Genomic DNA, 20,582 nt, shown 5'->3' with positions numbered 1-20,582 from the left:
TGCCCCCTGGCTAGTCCGTGAAGCCGTGATTGCTTCTACCCGGCTCCATACCGTCGCCTAGATGGCGCTCGGCGAACGGATCATCAAAGGTCGGCTGGAAGTCACGGAGTTTTTCACCAGGCAACGGTGGCAGATCCGCGTCGCTGGCCATGGGCCTGACCAGGTGCGGCGTAACCACCATCATCAACTCCCGATCACTGCGCTCGGTCCGCTGTGAGCGGAAAAAGCTTCCAAGAACCGGAATACTCCCTAGAAAAGGCACACGATCGGTCTGCGCCAACGTTTCCTGGCTGATGAGACCACTGATGACAAAGGTTTCACCATCACCGAGCTGAATCGTGGTCTCGGTACGGCGGGTGGTCAGCCCGGGGATCTGTTGTCCATCCACACTGACACTGGTGGTGTTATCCACTTCGCTGACTTCCGGCCGGACCTTCAGAACGATCTGATTGTCACTCAGCACCGTGGGGGTCAGCTTGAGTCTCACACCAAACTCCTTGAACTCGATTGAGGTTGAACCCAATCCGGAGTCGGTCTGGATCGGAATCTCGCCGCCCGCCAGAAAGGTAGCCGTCTGACCACTCATGGTGACAAGGCTGGGCTCGGCCAGCGTGTGGGCAAGGTCATGCCTCTCGAGAAGGCTCATGACGCCGAGAAACCCATCGTCACCGTCGCCCGCAACCAGGTTGAATGCATCCGAGATCGGCAGCCCAAACCCATCCCCCGAAACAGATGCCTCCCCCGGGTTCGATACAGACTGCAGCCCACCTGGCCCGGTCAGCGACACGGTGTTGTTACCGTTACTGTTAAAGAAATTGAAGCCAACCTGTTTCATGCTGCGACGGCTGACCTCAACAACCCGGATATCCGCCTGCACCTGGATACCAGACTGCGACGTGGCATCCTGGACCGGTTGATCAACCACTTCCTCCAGCGCTGAAAGTGTCTGTCTGCCAGAGGCGAGTGATTCAGGCTCCCCCCGGATCTGCACTGCCCCTCCGGCAGACCGCGCCGACATGCCCGGTTCACCGGCTTCATTCAGCATCTGATCAAGTACACCAGTATCCGCGGAGACCTTGATTTCCCGTTCCCTGGGATCCGAAGCGCCTCCGAGCCAGTAGCGGAGTGACGTCTGACCCTGCCCAACCCCGGTTATCAGAACCTGGCGCGCATCGAGCACCTCGACGTCCGCAACCTCTGGATTACCAACCGCGATACGGTCAATGTTGCGCCCAGTGTTGAAGACGCTCTGATCCCCAACATTGAGCTCAAGTGGCTCGCCCTGAGCCTGAATGCCGACCAGGAGCAACACCGCCGTGCCGACGAGAGTGCACGCCCGTTTCAAAATGCCATCCATCAATGGACTACCTCCTCTGTTTCACTGCCCCGGTGGACTCGCGTTCTTGGCCTGGGCTCTGACCGTTGCTGCCCCGAGAGGTCTCTCAGCGTCTCACCTTCCCGCTCCCCTTCCGCCAATCGGCTCAGGCTCATGGATCCATCGCCGTCTGCCTGACCGTCCGATGCCCGCCGCGGTTTCCCCGGCCTCAGGAGCAGTGTCACACGCCCTGTCGACGCGCCCAGAAGTACCCGCGCAACGGACTCATCAGGCACAGCAAGGACTGCGTTTGAGGCCTCCGGATTGGGAACCTCCCCCTCCTGCTGCTTTTCGCCCCGTGCAGCGCGCTGACCAAAGGCGAGCACAACAACATCCTTGAGCAGAATCTGTGCCTGGGAGGAATCAACCTCATTTCCACTGGGCAGGAAAAGCCCCAAGTCAACCCGGTCGCCCGGCTCAACAAAGCCCCCAACACCAGAGACCTCATTGACGGGAACCGAAACCGCACGCGTCCCTTCAGGAAGCTCACTGGCCAGTTCGCCACCGCGCCGGAAATGATGCTGGACAACCGGCTCACCAACACCAATGCTGCTGCTTACCTGACGACCGACCACGCGCTGAGGCGTCTCAAACCCATTGGCAGGGGCAATGGAAACGGGCTCAAGGCTGACATCTGATGACTCAATCACGCTATCGGCGGAAATGGGTGATGTGGCTATCACTGCTTTGGTCGCGAACTCATCCCGTGATACGGAAGCGGACTCTGGGCCTTCCCTGTCACCAGTGGACTTTTCGCTCACCATCTGCAGGGAAAGCCAGAGGAGAAGCGCCCCAGTCATGATGAGTGCGGCAATCGCCCATTTGAGTACGGTACTGCTCATCAAACGTTTCCCTCCGGCATCAGTCAGTTACTCTCAGAGGCATCCTCGCCTCTGCATAGGCTCCGTCTTCAGGGATCAGACCTATTCCCTGAAAAAGCCCAAGATCCGTTAAGCCGGAAACCGGCGTACCCTGCGGGTACCGGAGCCCGACGACCACGTAGTCGATATCCGACCCATCGGGCGTTTCTATGGTCACAGTGCTGCTGACCCCTTCCCTCCAGCTTTCCGGCAGAACCTCCAGGGACCGCCCCACCGCATTACTGACCCGCGCGTTGACCGCATTCCTGTAGCCTTCCAAATTCTCAAAGGCTTCAATGTCAACCTCCAAAGAGGCACGAACAGCCTCACGAGCCGCATAATCAATGGAACTCTGCACGAAGAAAAAGGTGCTCCAGACGACAACAGTGAGCAGCACCAGCAGAAAAAGGGGGAACACCAGCGCGAATTCAATGGCGGCTGCGCCCCTTTGATTTCCAGGCTGATGGATCAGGCGACATGCCGCCATAGAACAACCCCAATGAAGACGGGCCCATGCGTCAGAGCCAATGGCTGCGACGCGCCCATGGGTCTTCTGAAACTAAGGTGAAGCGCTGATGCAACGATCAACTGCAGAAGAGCCCCAAGCGCGATCGTAAAGAGAAAGGTTGTGAAACCTCCCAGGTACCCAAGTACAGCCAGAAACTTGACGTCACCTCCCCCCATCATTCCCATCCAGTAGAATGAGACAGTGACCAGCAGCGCCAGCCCCACTCCTGCCAGTGAGCCTGCAATGGTCACGCCAAGCGGTCCCTCTGTGGCCACCAGTTGCCATAGGATTGCAGTTGCAACTCCTGTCGCAATCAACGGGTTGGATATGCGCCTTTTGCGCCAGTCTTCCCACGCACAACACAAACTCCAGGCACCAACCGCGACCAACCCGGCAACACTCAATGTTGCCGCGCCTCACCATTATTAGTGGAGGAACACCGTAAGTCAGCTTGTACACTCACCCTTCTCAATTAATTGGTGCCATCTGAGCCGGTAGCTTCTCCAATGTCAGATCCGACACTATTGAACAGACCTTCGATCTGATCGCCGAAAGTAGAAAAGACAGTAACCAAAACACCGACAATCAGCCCAACAATCAACGCATACTCAATAGCACTGGCGCCGGACTCGTCACGCCCAAGCTCGACCAGTTTTTCCCGGCAAGCGAGCATAAGCTCAAGCACCTTCGTAGCAAGACTCGTCATAACCCACCTCCGATACCAAATGGCCATTTAACGTTGATGTCAATTCCACCCCCAACCTTAGTACCTCTTAAGGATGATGCAAATAATCAACCAGAGTTTTAACAAACTGATACCGCCCAGTAATGTTGCCTGATCTCAGCATTAAAAATATGCAAAAACTATTATTAAAGATACGCATTTATTGATGTATACAATTATTATGATGCACGCATTTTATTTTTATTGAGATTACCCCAGCTCACAAACCCCCTCCCCATGTCTTTATCCTGTTTATGAAAGGACTGACTCAGAAAGCCGACGATATCCTGGTTCACGTATCAGACTTGGATCACAACGAACAGGTAAGCCGCCTTCGGTATGGGTCGGTCATAAGGACAGAGTTGCCGGGGAAGTCCAAGGAGCCATTATCTTTGCAGCCTGAATTGACGGACCACCCCTTCAAGCCGATGGACCATCTCTTCAAGGGTATCGCTGTTGTTACGAGTGCTTTCCGAGATGGCGGCACTGGTCTGTGAGTTTTCGTGGATCTGATTGACCCGATGAGTCATATCCGCCGCCGTGCTGGATTGCTCTTCGGCCGCCGTCGCAATCTGGTTGGCCATATCCCGGATCTGCTCAACGTTGGCCTCAATGCTTTGAATCCGCTCGCTGGAATCCTGAGCCTGCAGCTGAACCTTCTCCGCGAACTGGCAGCTCTGATCCATTGCCTGAACGGTTGATTCGGTACCAGAGCTCAGCGAGTCAATGGTCGAACGGATCTCCTTGGTGGACTCGCTCACCCGGTGCGCGAGCTGACGGACTTCGTCCGCAACAACCGCAAACCCCCGGCCATTTTCTCCCGCACGTGCGGCTTCGATTGCCGCATTGAGCGCCAACAGATTGGTCTGATCCGCAATGCCGGTAATCACATCAACCACGCTCGTTATGGATAGAGCCTGCTCGCGCAGCCTCTGGACTGACTTGTTCGCGTTTTTGATTTCCTCAGCCAATGACTCCATGGCCTGAGAGGTCTCCAGAATCGTCTGGCTCCCAGCCTTGGCCTGCTCTGAAGCCTGGCTTGCACGATCCGACGCTTCACTGGTGTTGGCTGATACTTCTTCAACGGTCGAACTCATTTCTTCCATGGCCGTGGCGACCTGTTGGATTTCGTTTTCCTGCTGCCCTGCCGCCGTTTGTCCGGATTCAGCGGCTTCTCTGGCGTCCCTCGCCGACTGCGTCAACTCATCTGTCAAATCTTCGACCCTTCCCCTCAGGGCCTCCAGTTGCGATTGCCGCATCGCCAGCGCCACTCGGGCCTGTGCCATCAGGTCATTGCCATTTCCATAGACTTGGGCTCCCAGATCATTATCAAACACGGCCTTGCATTCGTTCTTAAAAGTCCGGATCTGCCCGGCAACCCTGAGACACAGTGCCCCCGCTGCCAATGCACCCAGCAACACAATAGCCGCGCTTACTGCGGTATGACTGCCCCCAAAACCGTAGCCAGCGGCCAGCGCGGCGATGACCGCGCCGACACCGGCACCCAGCATTTGCCACCCCATGCCAAAGCACCGGCTCAAAGGCATTGAACGAGCCCCTCTCTTCATACGTCTGTATGCCGTCAGGGCGTTCTGCTTAAGTCGTTCGCTGGGCTGTGTGCGAACCGACTGAAAGCCAATATGCTCCCCGTCTTTATAGATCGGGGAGACATAGGCGCTGACCCAGTAATGGTCACCGTTTTTGCAACGGTTCTTGACCAGCCCCATCCACGGATTACCCGATTTCAGCGTTTCCCAGAAATTGGCATAAACGGCTTCCGGCATATCCGGATGCCGAACAATGTTATGAGGCTGCCCTTCCAGTTCATCCCGGGAAAAACCCGAAACCCTGACAAACGTGTCGTTCGCGTCCTCGATGACACCACGCAGGTTGGTCGTGCTGATCAGGCGTTCATCCGATCCGAAAGTCTCTTCTCTGTCGGTTACTGGCATGTTCTGGCGCATGACGGCTGGTTCCTTTGTGGTGCAGGGCTGTTTCAAGACGGCTTATTTGTACTGACTCACCACCTACATTATCGACCCTATATCCGACTTTTGCATAAAGAGCGGCAGGGGAACTGTATGTGGCCTCTATGATCGGAGCCAGGAATCCATCGGGGTCATTACAGATCAGGCGAGAGTGAAGGTTTAAGCCTTAAGGTCACCCCGTTGCAGGGCCTATCTGAGGAGAAGGCCCTTTCCGTCACACAGGTGTCTCATACGTGTCACAGAGAAAACCGGGAGGGCTGAAACGAAAAGAGGCAGACCAGTAAGTAACTGATCTGCCTCTTTAGAATCTGGTAGCGGGGGCTGGATTCGAACCAACGACCTTCGGGTTATGAGCCCGACGAGCTACCTGACTGCTCCACCCCGCAACTGCTTTGTCACCGCTGGGCCTTGGCCCGTCGATGTGGTGCGTATCCTATGGAATCGCGCCCCGCCCGTCAAGGGCTTGGGGCGGATTTTCACTGAAAAGGCCAGCCCTGAGGCTGGCCTGGTTGGTTACTGCTCGGAGGTTGCCTGCCGAAACTGCTGGGGAAGGTCTTTCACTGGGTTGGAGATGAAGTTGAGATAAACTCCTCTTTCAGGGATTTCCAATGGCAGTTCTAGGGTTACCAGTCCCAAATCTTCAAATCCTGCAGTATTCGCAGTTACCAAGAGCTCTCCATCACTATCATGGTTACCCACAATGTTCGTGTTCCATTGCTCAATCTGCATTCGCCCATCATCAAAGAAAGTTATGTCCCCCTTTAACTCCAGAGTAAAAGGCCTACCGTAAAGGTCATGAGTGCCGCCAAGAGGAACTGCCATATCTGGAGCATCAATCAGGAGCTCTGCCTCCGTCCTGAAGATCGGCTGACCATTATCTCCTGTTGTAATCACGCCCGGGATCAGGGAATTCCGTTCACAAGCAGCTTCACAGGCTGGATCGTCCTTGGCATAACGCATCCTGAGTATCTGCGTGTTGGTTACGGTCTCTTCCTGAAGTTCAATTATCTCAGGTATGACTCCAACTTTTGTGAAAACACTTATCGAGCTAGTTGCCAACATGGTTGGATACAAGTCCACTAAGATTCCTTCGTACTCTGTTCCATCAGAGGCTTGCCAAGTGCCTTTACCCAGAACTTCAGTGTTTAGAGCATAATTCTGATAAATAAATTTATCGCGAGGACAATCTACATTTTCTCCTGCCACACAACCTACTTGAGCTGGTGCGGCCCCTAAAGCAGCGCCGCTAGCCTCAGCTTCACCACCGATAACGCTCAACTTTGTTGAATTAGGAGCAGGTTCCCATCCCTCCTCATCACTTCCCTCGTGGGACGTCTCAAACGGTTCAGCGCAATCGGGATTGTAATTATCGAACTCTCGATTTCCATCATCATTGGTCGAGGTGTTGCAATCAATGAGGAAGTTCGAATTCGTATCCCGGATCGGCAGATTGCGAAGGGGGGTAAAAACCGTTTCCCTCGGTGCTTCCCCCTCAAAGTAGATGAGCAGATCATCTCCTCCATTATCTAGGCCTTCCAGAAGATCAGTCTCTAGTGCAATACCATTAACGCCGCAGATCTCATTCGGCGTCTCGTCATCGCAGGTGCTCGAATTATTAGATACCATCCTGTAGCTATAGAACTCACCTTGGCTCCAAGGTTCATCGGGGTAAAAGCGGATACGCTGGTTGTTTTTTTCCAGCCTGCCCGAAACCTTCTCAGACTCACCAGTCGGTTTACCGTCATCGCCAACACTTACTTTCTCGACAATGAAAGTCTCACCTAACCGGATGGAATCAGGGTTCATCGACTGAGAAAACACGATAGTGATCGGCCGATCCGCCGGCATGGCGGGTACTGGCAGCGTATCTTCAATGGCATCACGTCCCTCTGAGTAAGCAGCATCACTATCATCAAAACACTGTCCAAGAACACCATCATTTAAATCCAGATTCGAATGATCTGTCTCACACGGATACCCTGGATATGTTGTAAGTGCCAGTGGAGGACGCTCTGGTTGCAGCTCCGGATCCGGATCAGATAGAGGAGGGAGCGAAAACTCAAGCGTTTCAGCAGACACACCGTTACCCGACAAATCAGTCAGGTTGTTGGTGATATTCAAACGATATATATCGACGTTATGCTCGAGTCCACCTTCGGGATTCACAGTAACAGTCGTTCCGTCAACTTTGGTGTCAAGATTCCTAACTTCTTGCCCATCTTTAAAAAGGGTTATTCCATTTTTAACGGAATCTCCATCAATCGGCTCATTGAAGTTCAGAGTTACCGGATCGCCCGGGCGGTGCATATCCTGGCGGGTATCCGGAACAGCATCTTCCGAACCAGGCATCCAGCTCACCAGCTTCGGCGGCTCATCATCCACCGGCCTCAGATCCGCAGCATCCGTGGGCGCGTCCTCGGAGATATCACCTTCTAGGTTGAAGGCGATGATGGAGTCAGTGATTTCCTGCCCCAGCAGCTCGGGCTCAACAACACCAATCGCATCGATCGTGAGCACGCCATCCCGGACCATAGCAATGCCCCGGAGTTCAACGCCCATAAGGTCCTGTGAAAGCGCCGCGTTCGGCTGCTCACTTTCCGTGTTCATGGCGATATCCATGAACAGCGTTACGTGGCGTGGCGCGGAGTCATCGTCCGTGTAGGGGTTGGGACTGAGATAGCCGGTGGCGTCCGAAATCATGGTGACCTTGATGTCACCAGTAGTCTCTTGCGGCCCATAGTTACCATCACCAGCACGGGCTTTCAGGATCGGGACCTCACCACCCACTTTCACGTCAATGCTGGTACCACGCAGTACGCTGTTTCGCGGAATACGCAGAGGCAGCGGCTCGTCCGAGTCGAAGTTGGGCGCATAGCCAAGCTCCGCGAAGAGAGAGCCAGTCTGCTGGGAGGGGCCTGCCGTGCCCTGCAGCACTGAGTTGAGGGTAACCCCATTGATGATCTGGCCGTTCAGGATGGATCTCGTAGCCTGTTTTTCACTTTCCCCGCTTGCCAGGCCGGAATCCACGTTGATCTGTTCCGCCACTACGGTCGGCGCCGTATCACGGGGCGTGTACTTGAACTCCTGGTTAAGCGCCTGGTCCCCATCCGTCTTACTGGGCAGATCATTCAGGGTCAGGGTGTAGGTTTCGCCGGCTTCAAGGACGTCATCCTTACTGCCGCACCCAGCCAGCGTTTCCGTCACACAGGGATCCACACTGATGCTGTTGCCACGAACGATGACATTGACATCAACCGCCTCACCGCTGCTGTCAGTGAGCTCAATGGTACCGCCTTTATCCCGCCACTGCGGGTGCACCGGGTGGGTGGTTTTCAGCCGGAAGGTGGAGAAGTTCATGGGGCCGAACTGGCCTGGCTCGCTCTTCTGGCTGTCCGGCAGAGGGACGGTGGAAGACACTTCAAAGGCGTCACTCGCCTGTACATGGTTGTTCGGCCCATCAAACAATGTCCGGGTTGCGAACTGGATGCCGGGATCACCTTCCGCATTGGGAGTGGCGATGGATGCGCCGCTCTCGGCGGAAAGCGGCTCATCAAACGTCACTGAGTACTCGGCATTGGCCTCCAGCAGCGCCTCGTCCTCCCGGTTCAGTATCAGGCTGCGGCCATCATCCACTTTATCCAGGTCATAGCTGATGTTTTCGCCATTCTTCTGGAGCTTGATCTTGCTGTTGGCGTCCTCATCCGTAATGGCATGGGAAAAGCGCAGCACCACGTCAGACTCAGGGCTGACACCAGCCTGCCCATCTGTGGGATAGGAATAACTCAGATAGGTATCGCCACCCGCACTTGAGGCTGAGACTGCGATATCATCGGATTGCTCTTCACCACCCATGCAACCAGTAAGCAGCAGCAAGGGAACCAGAGCCAGGGTATATTGTTGTTTCATGGCATGATCTCCGCTTAGAACTTCAGTGTGACGGAGCCACTGACGACGTGAATTTCGCCATCTGCAGTGACCGGCTGTGTGTTGCCGTCAATGTTTTCAATGGTGAAGTCGCGCTCCTCCAGCTGCTGGTACTGGTAACCGATATCAAACCGGACCGGATACCGCAGAAACCGTGTCCGCTCATAGGTGGCGCTGAGCCCCAGCCCGGCAATGATGCGATCATTGTCGATGTAGTTGAGCTTGGGAGTCCGTGTGCTTTTCAAGGGTGATTCCTCATAGGCCAGCCCGCCAAGCAACTTGAAACGACCAAAGAGATCCATTTCAGCTCCGATACGGGGCACGACAGTGTCCTGAAACTCCGCTTTCCGCGCGGCGCTGCCGGAGGCATCTTCCTGGTCCCTGATGGTGTCGGCTTCAAGCTCGCCTTCCAGCCCGGACCACTCGCGCTTTTCTACCGTAAAGCCGGCCCGCCAGCCATTCCCCTTGTACTGGGTACCGAAGGCGTAGATTTCCGGTTGATAGGAGTCAATGGTGGATACAGCGAGACTCAGGCCAGGATCAGGGATGGTCTGCTTGACAATGATGTTCGAGTTAACGGCCGTGGAGGATGCAGAGCTGTTCCGGAAGCTCAGCGCACTTTCAAAACCACTGAGGAAGCAGCTGCTATCCGGGCAGAAGGTATCTCCCCAGTTCAGGGTCAGCCCGAGAATGGAGCGGATGTTGGGTTCCGCCTCGACGGAAAGTTCTTCCTGTTCAGTTTTCCCTGCAAGCGTGGAAGTGGCGTTAAGGGTTGCAGTAGCATCAAGCGTGATTCGGGATGCAGCCCCTATACTGAGCCCCCGCCAGACTTTGGTGCCAGCGCCTAGGGAGAGAAACAGCGGCTCACGCCCATAGCGCATGAACTGACCTGTCTCTGATGCTTCCGACCCAAACGCGAGCATCTCCTTGCCGTATTTCTCCACACCGGCAATGAATCCGAGATGGATCGGGTGGCCAGATTGGAGGAGCGAGCCAACATTGGTCTTCATACCCAGCAGAATGCTCTGGCTCGGGTCATTTGAGAGCACATCATTGTCGGTGTTTGGCCGCTCTGCCCGCAGCTCCTGCTCCGCGTGCATGATCGCCTGAGTCAGCTCACCACGCTCGTCCTTCACCAGGGCAGCCGGGTTATAGTAGTTGGCTGAGACCTGGGAATTGAACATGGACAGTGCCTGGGCGGTGGCCAGGTCTTCCGGGAATATGCCGTAGCTGGTGCCGATATTACCCATACTGGCATGGGTGCCCGCGCTGGCACCTGCGAGGGCAATGCCAAGTGCGAGGCGTCGAATTGCGGTTCCGTGCGTGGTCTGCATAGAGGCTCCTACTGCTCTTGTTATCCGAGCCTGATTCCAGGCGATCGTGTTTTATGAAGTGTGATTCACTTGGTCATTTACAGTTCGTTACACTTGCAATTCTATAGCCCTTCCGCGCATACACTTTGGCCACACCGACGTCCGTTTGTGTCAAAGAAGGCAGTCTGTATCAGTCATTACCGGCCCGCCGGCTCACCATTGACTAATATCAATAACTTAAACCCGGTGGGCACGCCATTGCTCGAGTGTTGCCCAGCGTTGCGTTTTGTTAAATGAGGCACTTGTGTGACACAGATCACACAACAAAACAGAGTTCCCATGCGGAGGCTTCGTGGGACGTGGTGGACTGACGGCGCGAACCACCCATGGTAGGCTTCAGCGCTGAGCTCACGTGGTCTCTAAAGCACACTGTCAGCGGGATGACAAACCGCCATGCCGGAAGCCTTCCAGCACTACCCTGACGATATCTCCCTCGAGTCCCTGCTCGAGCATGCCCGCCGCAATGAGCGCATCGCCCGCAACCTGTTCGAGATTGAGCGGGAGATCATGGGGTGTCGCGACTGCGCCGCCTTTCTGGACCGGCTGGTGGACCGCGTGCGCGATCGCTTTGACCTGGATGAGGTCTGGCTGGTCCTGACGGACGTGGAGGCCAACCAGCCACTATGGGAGATGCTGAGCGAGGACGGCGCCCTGAGCCTGCGTGTGAACGCACCCGCTGCGGACTTCCTCCGCCTTACCGGCAGCAGCCAGAAGCCCATACTGATCCCGGACACCCGCAGCTGCCAGTACCTGATCCCACCCGTCTGGCAGAGCAGCATCCAGTCCATGGCCATACTGCCGCTGTTGGTCGAGGAAAGACTGGCCGGCGGCCTGGTGCTGGGGACCCGCACAGCAGGGCGTTACAGTCGGGATATGGGGGCGTTTTTCCTTGAGCAGCTGGCGGTCAAAGCCTCCCTGGGGCTGGATTCCGCTTTTGCCCGGGAACAGCTTCGCCGTCTCGCGACCCGGGATGCCCTGACCGGTCTGCGCAACCGCCGCGAGATGGAGACAGTCCTGCAGAAGGAACTGAGCCGTTCCCGCCGTTACCAGATGCCGCTGTCGCTTCTGTTCATTGACTGTGACGGCTTCAAGCGGATCAATGACGAGCACGGCCATGAGTGCGGCGATGCCTACCTGTGCCACCTAGGCGAATGCCTGCGCCGCCAGCTGCGTGAGGACGACAGCGTCTTCCGTTTTGCCGGGGATGAGTTCGTGGTGGTCCTGCCCAACCAGAGCGTGCAGGCGGCCACGCACATCGCCACTCGCCTGCAGCAGGGACTCGCGGATGAGCCACTTGAGTGGGCGGGCCACTCGATTCCCCTGGCATTCAGCGTGGGCGTGGCGGGCAACGAGCAGCCCGGCCTGGACGACTCACGCGCCCTGCTGCGCCACGCGGACCAGCGTCTTTACGAGCAGAAGCGCGAGCGATAGCCCCCGGGTGTAACCCCCGTCCACTTCTTGAAGGCCCGATGGAAGGTGGAGGTCTCCGTGAACCCGGCTCGGTGGGCGATCTCGTTGATGGACAGCTGATCCCGCGTGAGGTGGACAATGGCGATGTCCCGCCGCAGGTTGTCCTTGATCTCCTGGAACGAGGTGTTCTCCGCCCGCAGTCGCCGGCGCAGGGTCTGGGGGCTGGTGTTGAGCTGCTGGGCGATGGCCTCGAAATCCGGTATGGGCTGGGTGAAGTCCCGCCCGATCAGGGCCCGGATACGGGCGGTGTAGCTGTTGCGGTCATCAGGCCGGGCCATCAGGTCCGCCGGCGAGGTCATCAGGAAGTGGCGCATCTCCAGCTCATCCCGGATTACCGGCTCCTGCAGGTAACGCACAGGGAAGGCCAGGCCGGTCTGCGGCTGGTCAAACAGCATCGGCGCATGGAAGATGCCGCGGTATTCATGGCTGTGGGCCGGCTCCGGGTAGTCAAAGCTGACCCGGGTTAACGGTATGCCCTGGCCAATGAGCCAGGAGCTGAGCCGGTGCCAGATCACCAGCAGCGATTCCCGGAGAAAGTGGTGACTGTCTTCGCTGAGCGGTGCTTCCGTCTCGAGCGTGATCAGGGCCTCCTCGCCATGGATACTCAGCGGCATGGTGATGCCGGTTTCGAACAGGCCGTAGAAATGGCTGGCACGGCGCAGCACACAGTCAAGGTTGTCGCAGTGGATCACCAGCTGGCACAGGGTCGCGAAGGTTCCGGGGCGACTGCGTGCCGGGGCGAAGCCCATGAACTCGTCCTTCATGGTGGCCCAGATCACCTGCATCAGCCGGGTGTACTGGTTACCGGTCACCCGCGCCTGGTCCTGCTCGATGAGCTCCGGCTCAATCCCCGCCTCACGCATCATGGCATGGGTGTCATACCCCTGGCGCCTGGCGCCGGCCAGAGCTGCGGTTACAAAATGGGCGGAGACAGTAAGGCGTGCCATGAGCGTCCGTGTCGGTGAGCGGATTGGTCAATGGATCTGAGCATCGGCGCCGGTGGACGCCTGTTCACAGGTGCGTATGGTAGAGCCATGCGCAACAGAGGACAAAACCCAGATGACGGGACCGCTTACGTCGCTCAAGGTACTCGATTTCTCCACCCTGCTCCCCGGCCCCTACGCCACCATGATGCTGGCGGACATGGGCGCAGACGTGTTACGGGTGGAATCCCCGGACCGCATGGACCTCACGCGCATGACGCCGCCCCACGACGGCGGCGTCTCCACCGCACACGCCTACCTGAACCGCGGCAAACGCAGCATGACGCTGAACCTCAAGGAGCCGGAGGCCGTGGCATGGGTGAAGGAACGGATTCACGAGTACGATGTGCTGGTGGAACAGTTCCGCCCCGGGGTGATGGCGCGCTTCGGGCTGGACTATGACAGCCTGAGCGCCCTGCACCCGGGGCTGGTCTACTGCAGCATCACCGGTTACGGCCAGACCGGCCCCTACCGGGACCGGGCCGGGCACGACATCAACTATCTGGCACTGTCCGGTGTGGCCAGTCACAGCGGCCGCGCGGAGACCGGGCCGCCACCACTGGGCGTCCAGGTGGCGGATGTGGCCGGTGGCTCACACCACGCGGTCATGGGCATACTGGCGGCGGTCACGCACCAGCGCCAGACCGGCGAGGGCCAGCACGTGGATATCAGCATGACCGATGCCGCCTTCGCCATGAACGCCATGGCCGGCGCTGCCTGGCTGGCCGCCGGCGAAGAACCGGAGCCGGAAGGTGGCATGCTCAATGGCGGTTCATTCTACGACTACTACCGCACGGCGGACGGACGCTGGCTCTCGGTCGGCAGTCTGGAGCCGCCGTTCGCGAAGCAGCTGTTCAGCGTAATCGGCCAGCCGGAACTGGCCGCCAGGGGGCTGAGCCCGAAACCTGAAGACCAGAAAGTACTCAAGAGCGCACTCCGGGAGGCCATAGCCGGGAAGACACTGGCGCAATGGCAGGCGGTCTTCAGTGAGCAGGATGCCTGCGTGGAGCCGGTCCTGACCCTGAGAGAAGCCACAGAGCACCCCCAGATCCAGGCCCGCCACATGGTCATCGAGGTGGACCGGGGGGACGGCACCACCCAGAAGCAGCCTGGCCACCCGCTGAAGTTCAGCGCCACGCCGTGCGCAAGCGCCTTCATCGGGCGGCCTCTTGGAGCGGATACCCCGTAGGAGCAGCCATGGCTGCGAAACACGTGCGAAACATGGGGCAGTGGTTCTCTGCCCCCTGTCGCGGCCGTGGCCACTCCTGCGGCGTCAGCCCGCCTGCTTCAGGCTGTCCATATCGATCACATACCGGTACTTGACCTCGCCCTTCTTCACCTTCTCATACGCCTCGTTGATGTGCTGCATATCAAGCATCTCGATATCGCAGCGCACATCATGTTCGGCGCAGAAGTCCAGCATCTCCTGGGTCTCCGGCATACCACCAATGAGTGACCCGGCGAGTACGCGGCGCTTGCCCACGAGGGCGCCGGCATTCACGGCAGGGTCCACCGGTTCCAGAAGTCCCACCAGGATGTGGGTGCCGTCGTACTTGAGGCAGTTCAGGTAGGGGTTGAGATCGTGCTGCACAGGAACGGTGTCGAGCATGAAATCGAAGCTCTCTGCCGCATCCTTCATCTGCTGTTCATCCGTGGACACGATCACGTGATGAGCCCCCTGGTGCTTCGCCTCCGCGACCTTGCTCTCGGAACGGGTGAAGATGGTGACCTCGGCGCCCAGCGCCCGGGCGAATTTCACCCCCATGTGGCCAAGGCCGCCCATACCGATCACGCCCACCTTGTGGCCGGCCTTCACGCCATAGTGGCGCAGCGGTGAATAGGTGGTGATGCCGGCGCACAGCAGAGGCGCTGCGTGGGCCATTTCCAGCTTCTCCGGGATGCTGACCACAAAGTGTTCACTCACGACCACCTTCTCGGAGTAGCCGCCGAAGGTGACGGAGCCGTCATAGCGATCCTCGCCGTTGTAGGTGGGGGTCATGCCCTGGAGGCAGTACTGTTCCAGTCCGTCCTTACAGGCCTCGCACTCACGGCAGGAATCCACCATGCAGCCCACGCCCACGCGGTCACCCACGGCGTACCCCTTGACCTGGTCGCCAACGGCCGTGACGCGCCCGACAATCTCATGCCCGGGCACCAGCGGGTACTTGGTGATCCCCCAGTCATTCTGGGCGAAGTGAATGTCCGTGTGGCAGACCCCGCAATAGTCGATCTCGATGGCAACGTCATCCGCTCGCAGCTCCCGGCGATCAATGCCGTGGGGTGCAAGACCGGAATCCGGTGCCGTGGCGGCGTAGGCTTTGGTATTGGCCATGACTATCGCTCCTCGTCTTTAATTAGTGTGATATCAATCACGCCGCGATAATGCGCCTCACCCCACCGGCCCGTCAAACCATCGTGGGAGTGGGCCGGTTTAAGGATTTCGCGGCCATGGCCGCTCATACTCTGCAGCCACCCGGGACGGAACAACATTGTAGGAGCAGCCATGGCTGCGACCAGGCAAAACCTGCAGGAGCGCACCTTGCGCACGATGGGCCCTGATTCGCTTGCGGGGCAGGCGCCTACAGGTGACAATCGCGGCTTTGTCCAAGTGAGTACGCTGCCCATGGGCGAACAGGATCATCAGGGCCCGCGCGCCGTAGTCGAGCACGCCGGAACCACCTTCACCATTGTGGGCACGGCCCATGTCTCGAAAGCCTCGGCGGATGAAGTCTCGGAGCTGATCCGCTCCGGCGACTATGATGCCGTGGCGCTGGAGCTGTGCGATTCCCGCTACCAGAACCTGGCCGATCCGGACCGGATGGCGAAGATGGATCTGTTCGAGGTGCTGCGTAACGGCCAGGCGGGCATGGTAGCGGCACACCTGGCCATGGGCGCCTTCCAGCAGCGGGTGGCAGACCAGTCCGGCATCGAGCCGGGCGCTGAGATGAAGGCGGCCCTGCATGAAGCGGAAAGCGCCGGCCTGCCCGTGACCATGATCGACCGCGACATCGGCACCACCCTGCGCCGGGTCTGGCGCGGCGTGTCCTGGTGGCAGCGCATGCAGCTGGGCAGTGGTCTGTTCGCCAGCCTGCTCACCCGGGAAACGGTCAGCCCCGAGAGCATTGAACAGCTCAAGGAAGGTGACGTACTGGAATCCACCTTTGCCGAGTTTGCAGAGCAATCCGAGCAGCTCTACCGGCCACTGATTTCCGAACGCGACCGCTACATGGCCCTGAGGCTGATGGAATCCATGGCCGGCAAGGGTTACAACAATGTGCTTGTGGTGATCGGCGCCGGCCACCTGAAGGGGCTGAGCGGCCACCTTGAAGGCGAGCCCGCCGCCGACCCCGTATCAGAGCGCGAAAGCCTGGAGCAGGTGCCACCCAGCGGGCGCTTCCTGCGCTACCTGCCCTGGGTCGTGGCGGCCCTGGTGATTGCCGGTTTCGTGATCGGTTTCAGCCGGGATACGGAACTGGGGGTCAAGCTCGTTTCGGAGTGGTTCCTGATCAATGGCGCGCTGTCGGCACTGGGCTCAGCCATTGCCCTGGCCCATCCACTGACCATTGTGGCGACCTTCCTGGCGGCCCCACTGACCTCGCTCAACCCGACGGTTGGTGCGGGGTTCGTGGCGGCGGGCGTGGAACTGCTGCTGCGCCGGCCCAAGGTGGCGGATTTCTCGAACCTTCGCCATGACGTGATCGAGGTCAGGGGGTGGTGGCGCAACCGGGTGGCGCGCACCCTGCTGATCTTCATCCTTTCCTCGGTGGGGTCGGCGGCCGGTACCTACATCGCCGGTTTCCGGATCTTCGATCAGCTGGTCGGGGGCTGAACGCGCCCCTCAGAGCTTGCTGACGGGCGAGAAGGAGCGCCGGTGCACCGGGCTCGCGCCCTGGGCATGCAAGGCCTCGATGTGAACCTTCGTGGGGTAGCCCTTGTGCCCGGCCAGACCGTAGCCCGGATACTGTTGGTCCAGCTCGACCATTTCCCGGTCCCGGGTGACCTTAGCCAGAATGCTGGCAGCCGCAATGGCATCCACGCGGCCATCGCCCTTCACCACGGGCGAGGAGGGCCACTGCCAGTCCGGGCAGCGGTGACCGTCCACCAGCACGTATTCGGCTGGCGGCGCCAGGGCGGCCACTGCCCGCTCCATGGCCAGCATGGTGGCTCCATGGATGTTGAGTTCGTCGATCTCCGCCACCTCGCAACGCCCCAGCGCCCAGCTCAGTGCCCGCTCCTGAATGACACCAAACAGGGCCTCGCGCTTGCGCTCACTGAGCTTCTTGGAGTCCCTGAGCCCCTCCACCGGATGGTCCGGGTCCAGGATCACGGCCGCCGTCACCACCGGGCCGGCAAGGGGCCCGCGGCCCACTTCATCCACGCCGGCCAGATACAGCCCCTCATAGGGTACTGATACATCATCCAGGATCATGTGTTCTCCAGGTCCTCAGGAAGGGGTTCCCCACGGATCAGTGCCGCCACGGATTCAGCGGCGCGGTCGCTGGCATTGCGGCGCAGCTGCCGGTGGATTTCCGAAAAGATGGCACGTTCGTGCTCAATGGTCTCCGGCGCGGTCAACCGGGTTTTCAGTGCCGTCCCCAGGGCCTCCGCCGTGGCATCCTCCTGCAGGAACTCCGGCACCACCGGTTCCGGGGCCAGCAGATTGGGCAATGCTACATGGTCCACATAGACCAGGCGTGAAGCGACCCAGAAGGTCAGCGCGTTCACCCGGTAAGCCACCACCATTGGCCGCTTCAGCAGGGCCGCTTCCAGTGTGGCGGTGCCGGAAGCCAGAAGAACGGCATCCGCGGCGGTCATCACAGTGCGAGACTGGCCGTCCACCAGCCGCACGTCCAGCGCCTGCCAGGCCTCCTTCCCACGGATCATCGCTTCGATCTGTTCCCGGCGCTGACGGTTGATGCAGGGAATCACGAAAGTGGGCGCCGGCGTCATGGCATCAGCCAGCCATTCGGCGGTTTCCAGGAACAGCGGGCCCAGGCCGCCCACCTCACTGCCCCGGCTGCCGGGAAGCAGCGCCACCATCTGGCCGGCTTCGGGCAGCTCCAGCTCCCTGCGGGCCGCCTGCCGGTCTGGTTCCTCGGGGATCTGGTCGGCCATCGGGTGGCCCACGAACCGCACCGGAATGCCATGGTCCCGATAGACACTGGCCTCGAACGGCAGCAGCGTCAGCATCAGGTCCACTGATTTCGCAATGCCCTTCAGGCGCCCGCGCCGCCAGGCCCAGACGGAGGGACTCACGTAATGCACCGTGGGGATGCCGGCTTCCCGCACCTGGCGCTCCAGCCCCAGGGTGAAATCCGGCGAGTCGATCCCGATCAGCGCGGCAGGCCGATTGTTCAGACAGTACTCGCGCACCCGGGCGCGGACATCGAACAGCTCCCGGATGCGTCCCAGCACCTCCACCAGTCCCATCACGGATAGGCGCTCCATGGGGACGATGGAGTGGAGGCCTGCGGCCATCATGCGCTCACCGCCGATACCGACAAAATGGGCATGGGGAAAATGGCGTTTCAGGCTGAGCATGAGGTCCGCGCCCAGAAGGTCTCCGGAGACCTCTCCCGCCACCAGGACAATGACCGGGCCGGGTGCGGGGGCTGAGCCCCGGGGAAGCAACGCGTCCATGGCCAATCAGCGGACGATGCCGCGTTCAGCCCGCCGCAGGGTACTGGCAAAAAGCGCCACTTCGTCACTGCCCTCGAACTCCTGATCCAGGCGTTCAATCGCCTGCTGCAGGGTGAGGCCTTCACGGTAGACGATGCGGTAGGCACGGCGCAGCTCATGCAGCGCACTCTTGCTGAAACCACGACGCTTGAGGCCTTCGATGTTGAGTCCATGGGCGCCGGCGGACTGGCCACCGGCCATGATGAAGGCGGGCACATCCTTGAGCACGATGCTGCCCCCGGCGGTCATGGCATGGGCCCCCAGATGACAGAACTGATGCACCATGGTGCCGCCACCGAGAATGGCATGGTCGTCCACGTCCACATGGCCGGCCAGGGTGGCGCAGTTGGCCAGGATGGTGTTGTTGCCGATCATGCAGTCATGGGCCACATGGACATAAGCCATGAACAGGTTGTTACTGCCGACCCGCGTCTCGCCCCGGTCCTGCACAGTGCCCCGGTGCAGGGTACAGCTCTCGCGGATGATATTGCCGTCACCGATCACCAGGGTGGTGGGCTCACCGCCATACTTCAGGTCCTGGCATTCCTCACCGACACTGGCGAACTGGAAGATGCGGTTGCTGGCGCCGATCCGGGTGGGGCCATTGATCACCACATGGGAGCGCACCTCGGTATGGTCACCGATCTCCACATCGGGCCCGATCCAGGTCCAGGGGCCAACAGTTACCCCCTCTCCGAGCCGGGCTCCGGGATCAACAATGGCCTGGGGATGCACTCCCGGATGAGCATCGGCCGTCATCAGATCGCTCCCTCGGCGGTCGTGATCTCGCCGGCACAGGCCAGCTGGTCACCGACCCAGGCCTTGCAGTCGAACTTCCAGATATTGTGCTTGTCGGCTATCAGTGTGGCCTCCAGCGCGAGCTGATCCCCAGGCACCACCTGGCGCTTGAAGCGGACCTTGTTGCAGCCGGCAAAGTAATGGGTGAAGCCATCCGCCGGTGAGCGCCCAACCGTGACAAACCCGAGTACACCGGAGAGCTGCGCCATCGACTCGACGATCATGACGCCCGGCATGATGGGCTTGGTGGGGAAATGCCCCTCAAAGTAATGTTCGTTGACGGAGACGTTCTTGATTCCGGCAATATACTCACCGGCGCGCACCTCGGTCACCCGGTCCACCATGAGGAAGGGGTATCGGTGCGGAAGGTACTGTTTAATGTCTTCAATCTGCATGCGCCACAGCCTCGACGTCATTCACTGAGTTTTTTTTCAATCTGGCGCAGGCGCTGAGCCATATCGTCGAGCTGACGAAACCGGACCACACTGCGACGCCAGTCACGATTGGGTTCCACCCCTGTCCCTGAGGAATACACTCCCGCTTCCTTGAGGCTGCGGGTAACCATGGTCATACCGGTAAGCTGCACGCCATCGGCGATGGTCAGGTGGCCACCGATTCCGGAGGCACCGCCGAAAACGCAGTGCCGCCCGATGCGCGTGCTGCCCGAGATGCCGACCAGGGCCGCCATGGCGGAATGGTCACCGATCTCCACATTGTGGGCCACCTGCACAAGGTTATCGATCTTCACACCATTGCCGATGACGGTATCGTCCAGAGCGCCCCGATCGATGGTGGTATTGGCGCCTATGTCCACGTCATCACCGATATGGACACCGCCAATCTGGGCAATCCGCTCCCAGTTCCTGCCGGTGTGCGCGTACCCGAAGCCATCACTCCCAA

General features: G+C 59.3%; 18 protein-coding genes and 1 tRNA gene. 3 read left to right on the top strand and 16 right to left on the bottom strand.

Annotated elements, in window-relative coordinates; genetic code table 11:
• Positions 1 to 10: 10 nt before the first annotated feature.
• The 9 genes from QZ501_RS08725 to QZ501_RS08690 form a co-directional block, all read right to left on the bottom strand.
• Positions 11 to 1,357 carry a type II and III secretion system protein family protein gene (locus QZ501_RS08725; RefSeq protein ID WP_295718799.1) on the bottom strand — a complete coding sequence of 449 codons (1,347 nt, stop codon included), beginning with the start codon at positions 1,355 to 1,357 and terminating at the stop codon, positions 11 to 13.
• Positions 1,357 to 2,217: a Flp pilus assembly protein CpaB gene (gene cpaB, locus QZ501_RS08720; protein ID WP_295718796.1), complete on the bottom strand. Its 861-nt coding sequence runs from the start codon at positions 2,215 to 2,217 to the stop codon at positions 1,357 to 1,359. The genes QZ501_RS08725 and cpaB overlap by 1 nt, the downstream gene beginning before the upstream one ends.
• Before the next feature lie 19 nt (positions 2,218 to 2,236).
• Positions 2,237 to 2,722, bottom strand: coding sequence for a TadE/TadG family type IV pilus assembly protein (locus tag QZ501_RS08715; RefSeq protein WP_295718793.1), 486 nt, complete (start codon positions 2,720 to 2,722; stop codon positions 2,237 to 2,239).
• Complete coding sequence (locus tag QZ501_RS15100; protein WP_363174765.1) at positions 2,704 to 3,108, bottom strand: A24 family peptidase; 405 nt, start codon at positions 3,106 to 3,108, stop codon at positions 2,704 to 2,706. Before QZ501_RS15100 ends, QZ501_RS08715 begins: the two co-directional genes overlap by 19 nt.
• A 107-nt stretch (positions 3,109 to 3,215) precedes the next feature.
• On the bottom strand, positions 3,216 to 3,449 hold the full coding sequence (locus QZ501_RS08710) for a Flp family type IVb pilin (RefSeq protein WP_295718791.1): 234 nt from the start codon (positions 3,447 to 3,449) through the stop codon (positions 3,216 to 3,218).
• A gap of 404 nt (positions 3,450 to 3,853) precedes the next feature.
• Complete coding sequence (locus QZ501_RS08705; protein WP_295718789.1) at positions 3,854 to 5,431, bottom strand: PAS domain-containing methyl-accepting chemotaxis protein; 1,578 nt, start codon at positions 5,429 to 5,431, stop codon at positions 3,854 to 3,856.
• A 333-nt stretch (positions 5,432 to 5,764) separates the two neighbouring features.
• Positions 5,765 to 5,841 (bottom strand) — tRNA-Met (locus QZ501_RS08700).
• Between the two features lie 127 nt (positions 5,842 to 5,968).
• Positions 5,969 to 9,361 carry an Ig-like domain-containing protein gene (locus tag QZ501_RS08695; RefSeq protein ID WP_295718786.1) on the bottom strand — a complete coding sequence of 1,131 codons (3,393 nt, stop codon included), beginning with the start codon at positions 9,359 to 9,361 and terminating at the stop codon, positions 5,969 to 5,971.
• Positions 9,362 to 9,375: 14 nt separating this feature from the next.
• Positions 9,376 to 10,713 carry an outer membrane protein transport protein gene (locus QZ501_RS08690; RefSeq protein WP_295718785.1) on the bottom strand — a complete coding sequence of 446 codons (1,338 nt, stop codon included), beginning with the start codon at positions 10,711 to 10,713 and terminating at the stop codon, positions 9,376 to 9,378.
• A gap of 432 nt (positions 10,714 to 11,145) precedes the next feature.
• Here QZ501_RS08690 and QZ501_RS08685 point away from each other — a divergent pair, with 432 nt between their 5' ends.
• Positions 11,146 to 12,183, top strand: coding sequence for a DUF484 family protein (locus tag QZ501_RS08685; protein WP_295718782.1), 1,038 nt, complete (start codon positions 11,146 to 11,148; stop codon positions 12,181 to 12,183).
• Here the strand turns inward: QZ501_RS08685 and QZ501_RS08680 are convergent.
• Entirely contained in the window at positions 12,159 to 13,169 is a 1,011-nt protein-coding gene (locus tag QZ501_RS08680; protein ID WP_160897972.1) for an AraC family transcriptional regulator, read from the bottom strand. The genes QZ501_RS08685 and QZ501_RS08680 overlap by 25 nt on opposite strands.
• 112 nt (positions 13,170 to 13,281) lie before the next feature.
• On the opposite strand from QZ501_RS08680, the gene QZ501_RS08675 reads away from it, so the two are divergent.
• Positions 13,282 to 14,394, top strand: a complete 1,113-nt coding sequence (locus QZ501_RS08675) for a CaiB/BaiF CoA-transferase family protein (RefSeq protein WP_295718780.1) — start codon at positions 13,282 to 13,284, stop codon at positions 14,392 to 14,394.
• Between the two features lie 84 nt (positions 14,395 to 14,478).
• Here QZ501_RS08675 and QZ501_RS08670 read toward each other — a convergent pair whose 3' ends face one another.
• Positions 14,479 to 15,537, bottom strand: coding sequence for an NAD(P)-dependent alcohol dehydrogenase (locus QZ501_RS08670; RefSeq protein WP_160897970.1), 1,059 nt, complete (start codon positions 15,535 to 15,537; stop codon positions 14,479 to 14,481).
• Between the two features lie 291 nt (positions 15,538 to 15,828).
• On the opposite strand from QZ501_RS08670, the gene QZ501_RS08665 reads away from it, so the two are divergent.
• Positions 15,829 to 17,034, top strand: a complete 1,206-nt coding sequence (locus QZ501_RS08665) for a TraB/GumN family protein (protein ID WP_151439247.1) — start codon at positions 15,829 to 15,831, stop codon at positions 17,032 to 17,034.
• 9 nt (positions 17,035 to 17,043) lie between these two features.
• On the opposite strand, the gene rnhB is transcribed toward QZ501_RS08665, so the two are convergent.
• The 5 genes from rnhB to QZ501_RS08640 all read right to left on the bottom strand — a co-directional run.
• Positions 17,044 to 17,634, bottom strand: a complete 591-nt coding sequence (gene rnhB, locus QZ501_RS08660; protein WP_160897968.1) for a ribonuclease HII — start codon at positions 17,632 to 17,634, stop codon at positions 17,044 to 17,046.
• Positions 17,631 to 18,845, bottom strand: a complete 1,215-nt coding sequence (lpxB, locus tag QZ501_RS08655; protein WP_295718777.1) for a lipid-A-disaccharide synthase — start codon at positions 18,843 to 18,845, stop codon at positions 17,631 to 17,633. Before lpxB ends, rnhB begins: the two co-directional genes overlap by 4 nt.
• A 6-nt stretch (positions 18,846 to 18,851) precedes the next feature.
• Complete coding sequence (gene lpxA / locus QZ501_RS08650) at positions 18,852 to 19,643, bottom strand: acyl-ACP--UDP-N-acetylglucosamine O-acyltransferase (RefSeq protein WP_295718775.1); 792 nt, start codon at positions 19,641 to 19,643, stop codon at positions 18,852 to 18,854.
• Positions 19,643 to 20,077 (bottom strand): 3-hydroxyacyl-ACP dehydratase FabZ, encoded by a 435-nt coding sequence (gene fabZ / locus QZ501_RS08645; protein ID WP_151438872.1) that lies wholly within the window; start codon positions 20,075 to 20,077, stop codon positions 19,643 to 19,645. Before fabZ ends, lpxA begins: the two co-directional genes overlap by 1 nt.
• Positions 20,078 to 20,094: 17 nt before the next feature.
• Positions 20,095 to 20,582 (bottom strand): UDP-3-O-(3-hydroxymyristoyl)glucosamine N-acyltransferase (locus tag QZ501_RS08640; protein ID WP_295718772.1); only part of this gene is annotated, 488 nt, incomplete at its 5' end.

The organism is uncultured Halovibrio sp., assembly GCF_913056445.1.
In the GTDB taxonomy this organism is placed as follows: domain Bacteria; phylum Pseudomonadota; class Gammaproteobacteria; order Pseudomonadales; family Oleiphilaceae; genus Halospina; species Halospina utahensis_B.
This window is presented reverse-complemented; position numbering and strand designations above follow the sequence as displayed.

Bases quoted from the DNA above. Each gene is read 5' to 3' on its own strand.
- QZ501_RS08725 (WP_295718799.1), bottom strand. From the start codon at position 1,357: ATGGATGGCATTTTGAAACGGGCGTGCACTCTCGTCGGCACGGCGGTG.
- cpaB (WP_295718796.1), bottom strand. From the start codon at position 2,217: ATGAGCAGTACCGTACTCAAATGGGCGATTGCCGCACTCATCATGACT.
- QZ501_RS08715 (WP_295718793.1), bottom strand. From the start codon at position 2,722: ATGGCGGCATGTCGCCTGATCCATCAGCCTGGAAATCAAAGGGGCGCA.
- QZ501_RS08710 (WP_295718791.1), bottom strand. From the start codon at position 3,449: ATGACGAGTCTTGCTACGAAGGTGCTTGAGCTTATGCTCGCTTGCCGG.
- QZ501_RS08705 (WP_295718789.1), bottom strand. From the start codon at position 5,431: ATGCGCCAGAACATGCCAGTAACCGACAGAGAAGAGACTTTCGGATCG.
- QZ501_RS08695 (WP_295718786.1), bottom strand. From the start codon at position 9,361: ATGAAACAACAATATACCCTGGCTCTGGTTCCCTTGCTGCTGCTTACT.
- QZ501_RS08690 (WP_295718785.1), bottom strand. From the start codon at position 10,713: ATGCAGACCACGCACGGAACCGCAATTCGACGCCTCGCACTTGGCATT.
- QZ501_RS08685 (WP_295718782.1), top strand. From the start codon at position 11,146: ATGCCGGAAGCCTTCCAGCACTACCCTGACGATATCTCCCTCGAGTCC.
- QZ501_RS08680 (WP_160897972.1), bottom strand. From the start codon at position 13,169: ATGGCACGCCTTACTGTCTCCGCCCATTTTGTAACCGCAGCTCTGGCC.
- QZ501_RS08675 (WP_295718780.1), top strand. From the start codon at position 13,282: ATGACGGGACCGCTTACGTCGCTCAAGGTACTCGATTTCTCCACCCTG.
- QZ501_RS08670 (WP_160897970.1), bottom strand. From the start codon at position 15,537: ATGGCCAATACCAAAGCCTACGCCGCCACGGCACCGGATTCCGGTCTT.
- QZ501_RS08665 (WP_151439247.1), top strand. From the start codon at position 15,829: ATGGGCGAACAGGATCATCAGGGCCCGCGCGCCGTAGTCGAGCACGCC.
- rnhB (WP_160897968.1), bottom strand. From the start codon at position 17,634: ATGATCCTGGATGATGTATCAGTACCCTATGAGGGGCTGTATCTGGCC.
- lpxB (WP_295718777.1), bottom strand. From the start codon at position 18,845: ATGGACGCGTTGCTTCCCCGGGGCTCAGCCCCCGCACCCGGCCCGGTC.
- lpxA (WP_295718775.1), bottom strand. From the start codon at position 19,643: ATGACGGCCGATGCTCATCCGGGAGTGCATCCCCAGGCCATTGTTGAT.
- fabZ (WP_151438872.1), bottom strand. From the start codon at position 20,077: ATGCAGATTGAAGACATTAAACAGTACCTTCCGCACCGATACCCCTTC.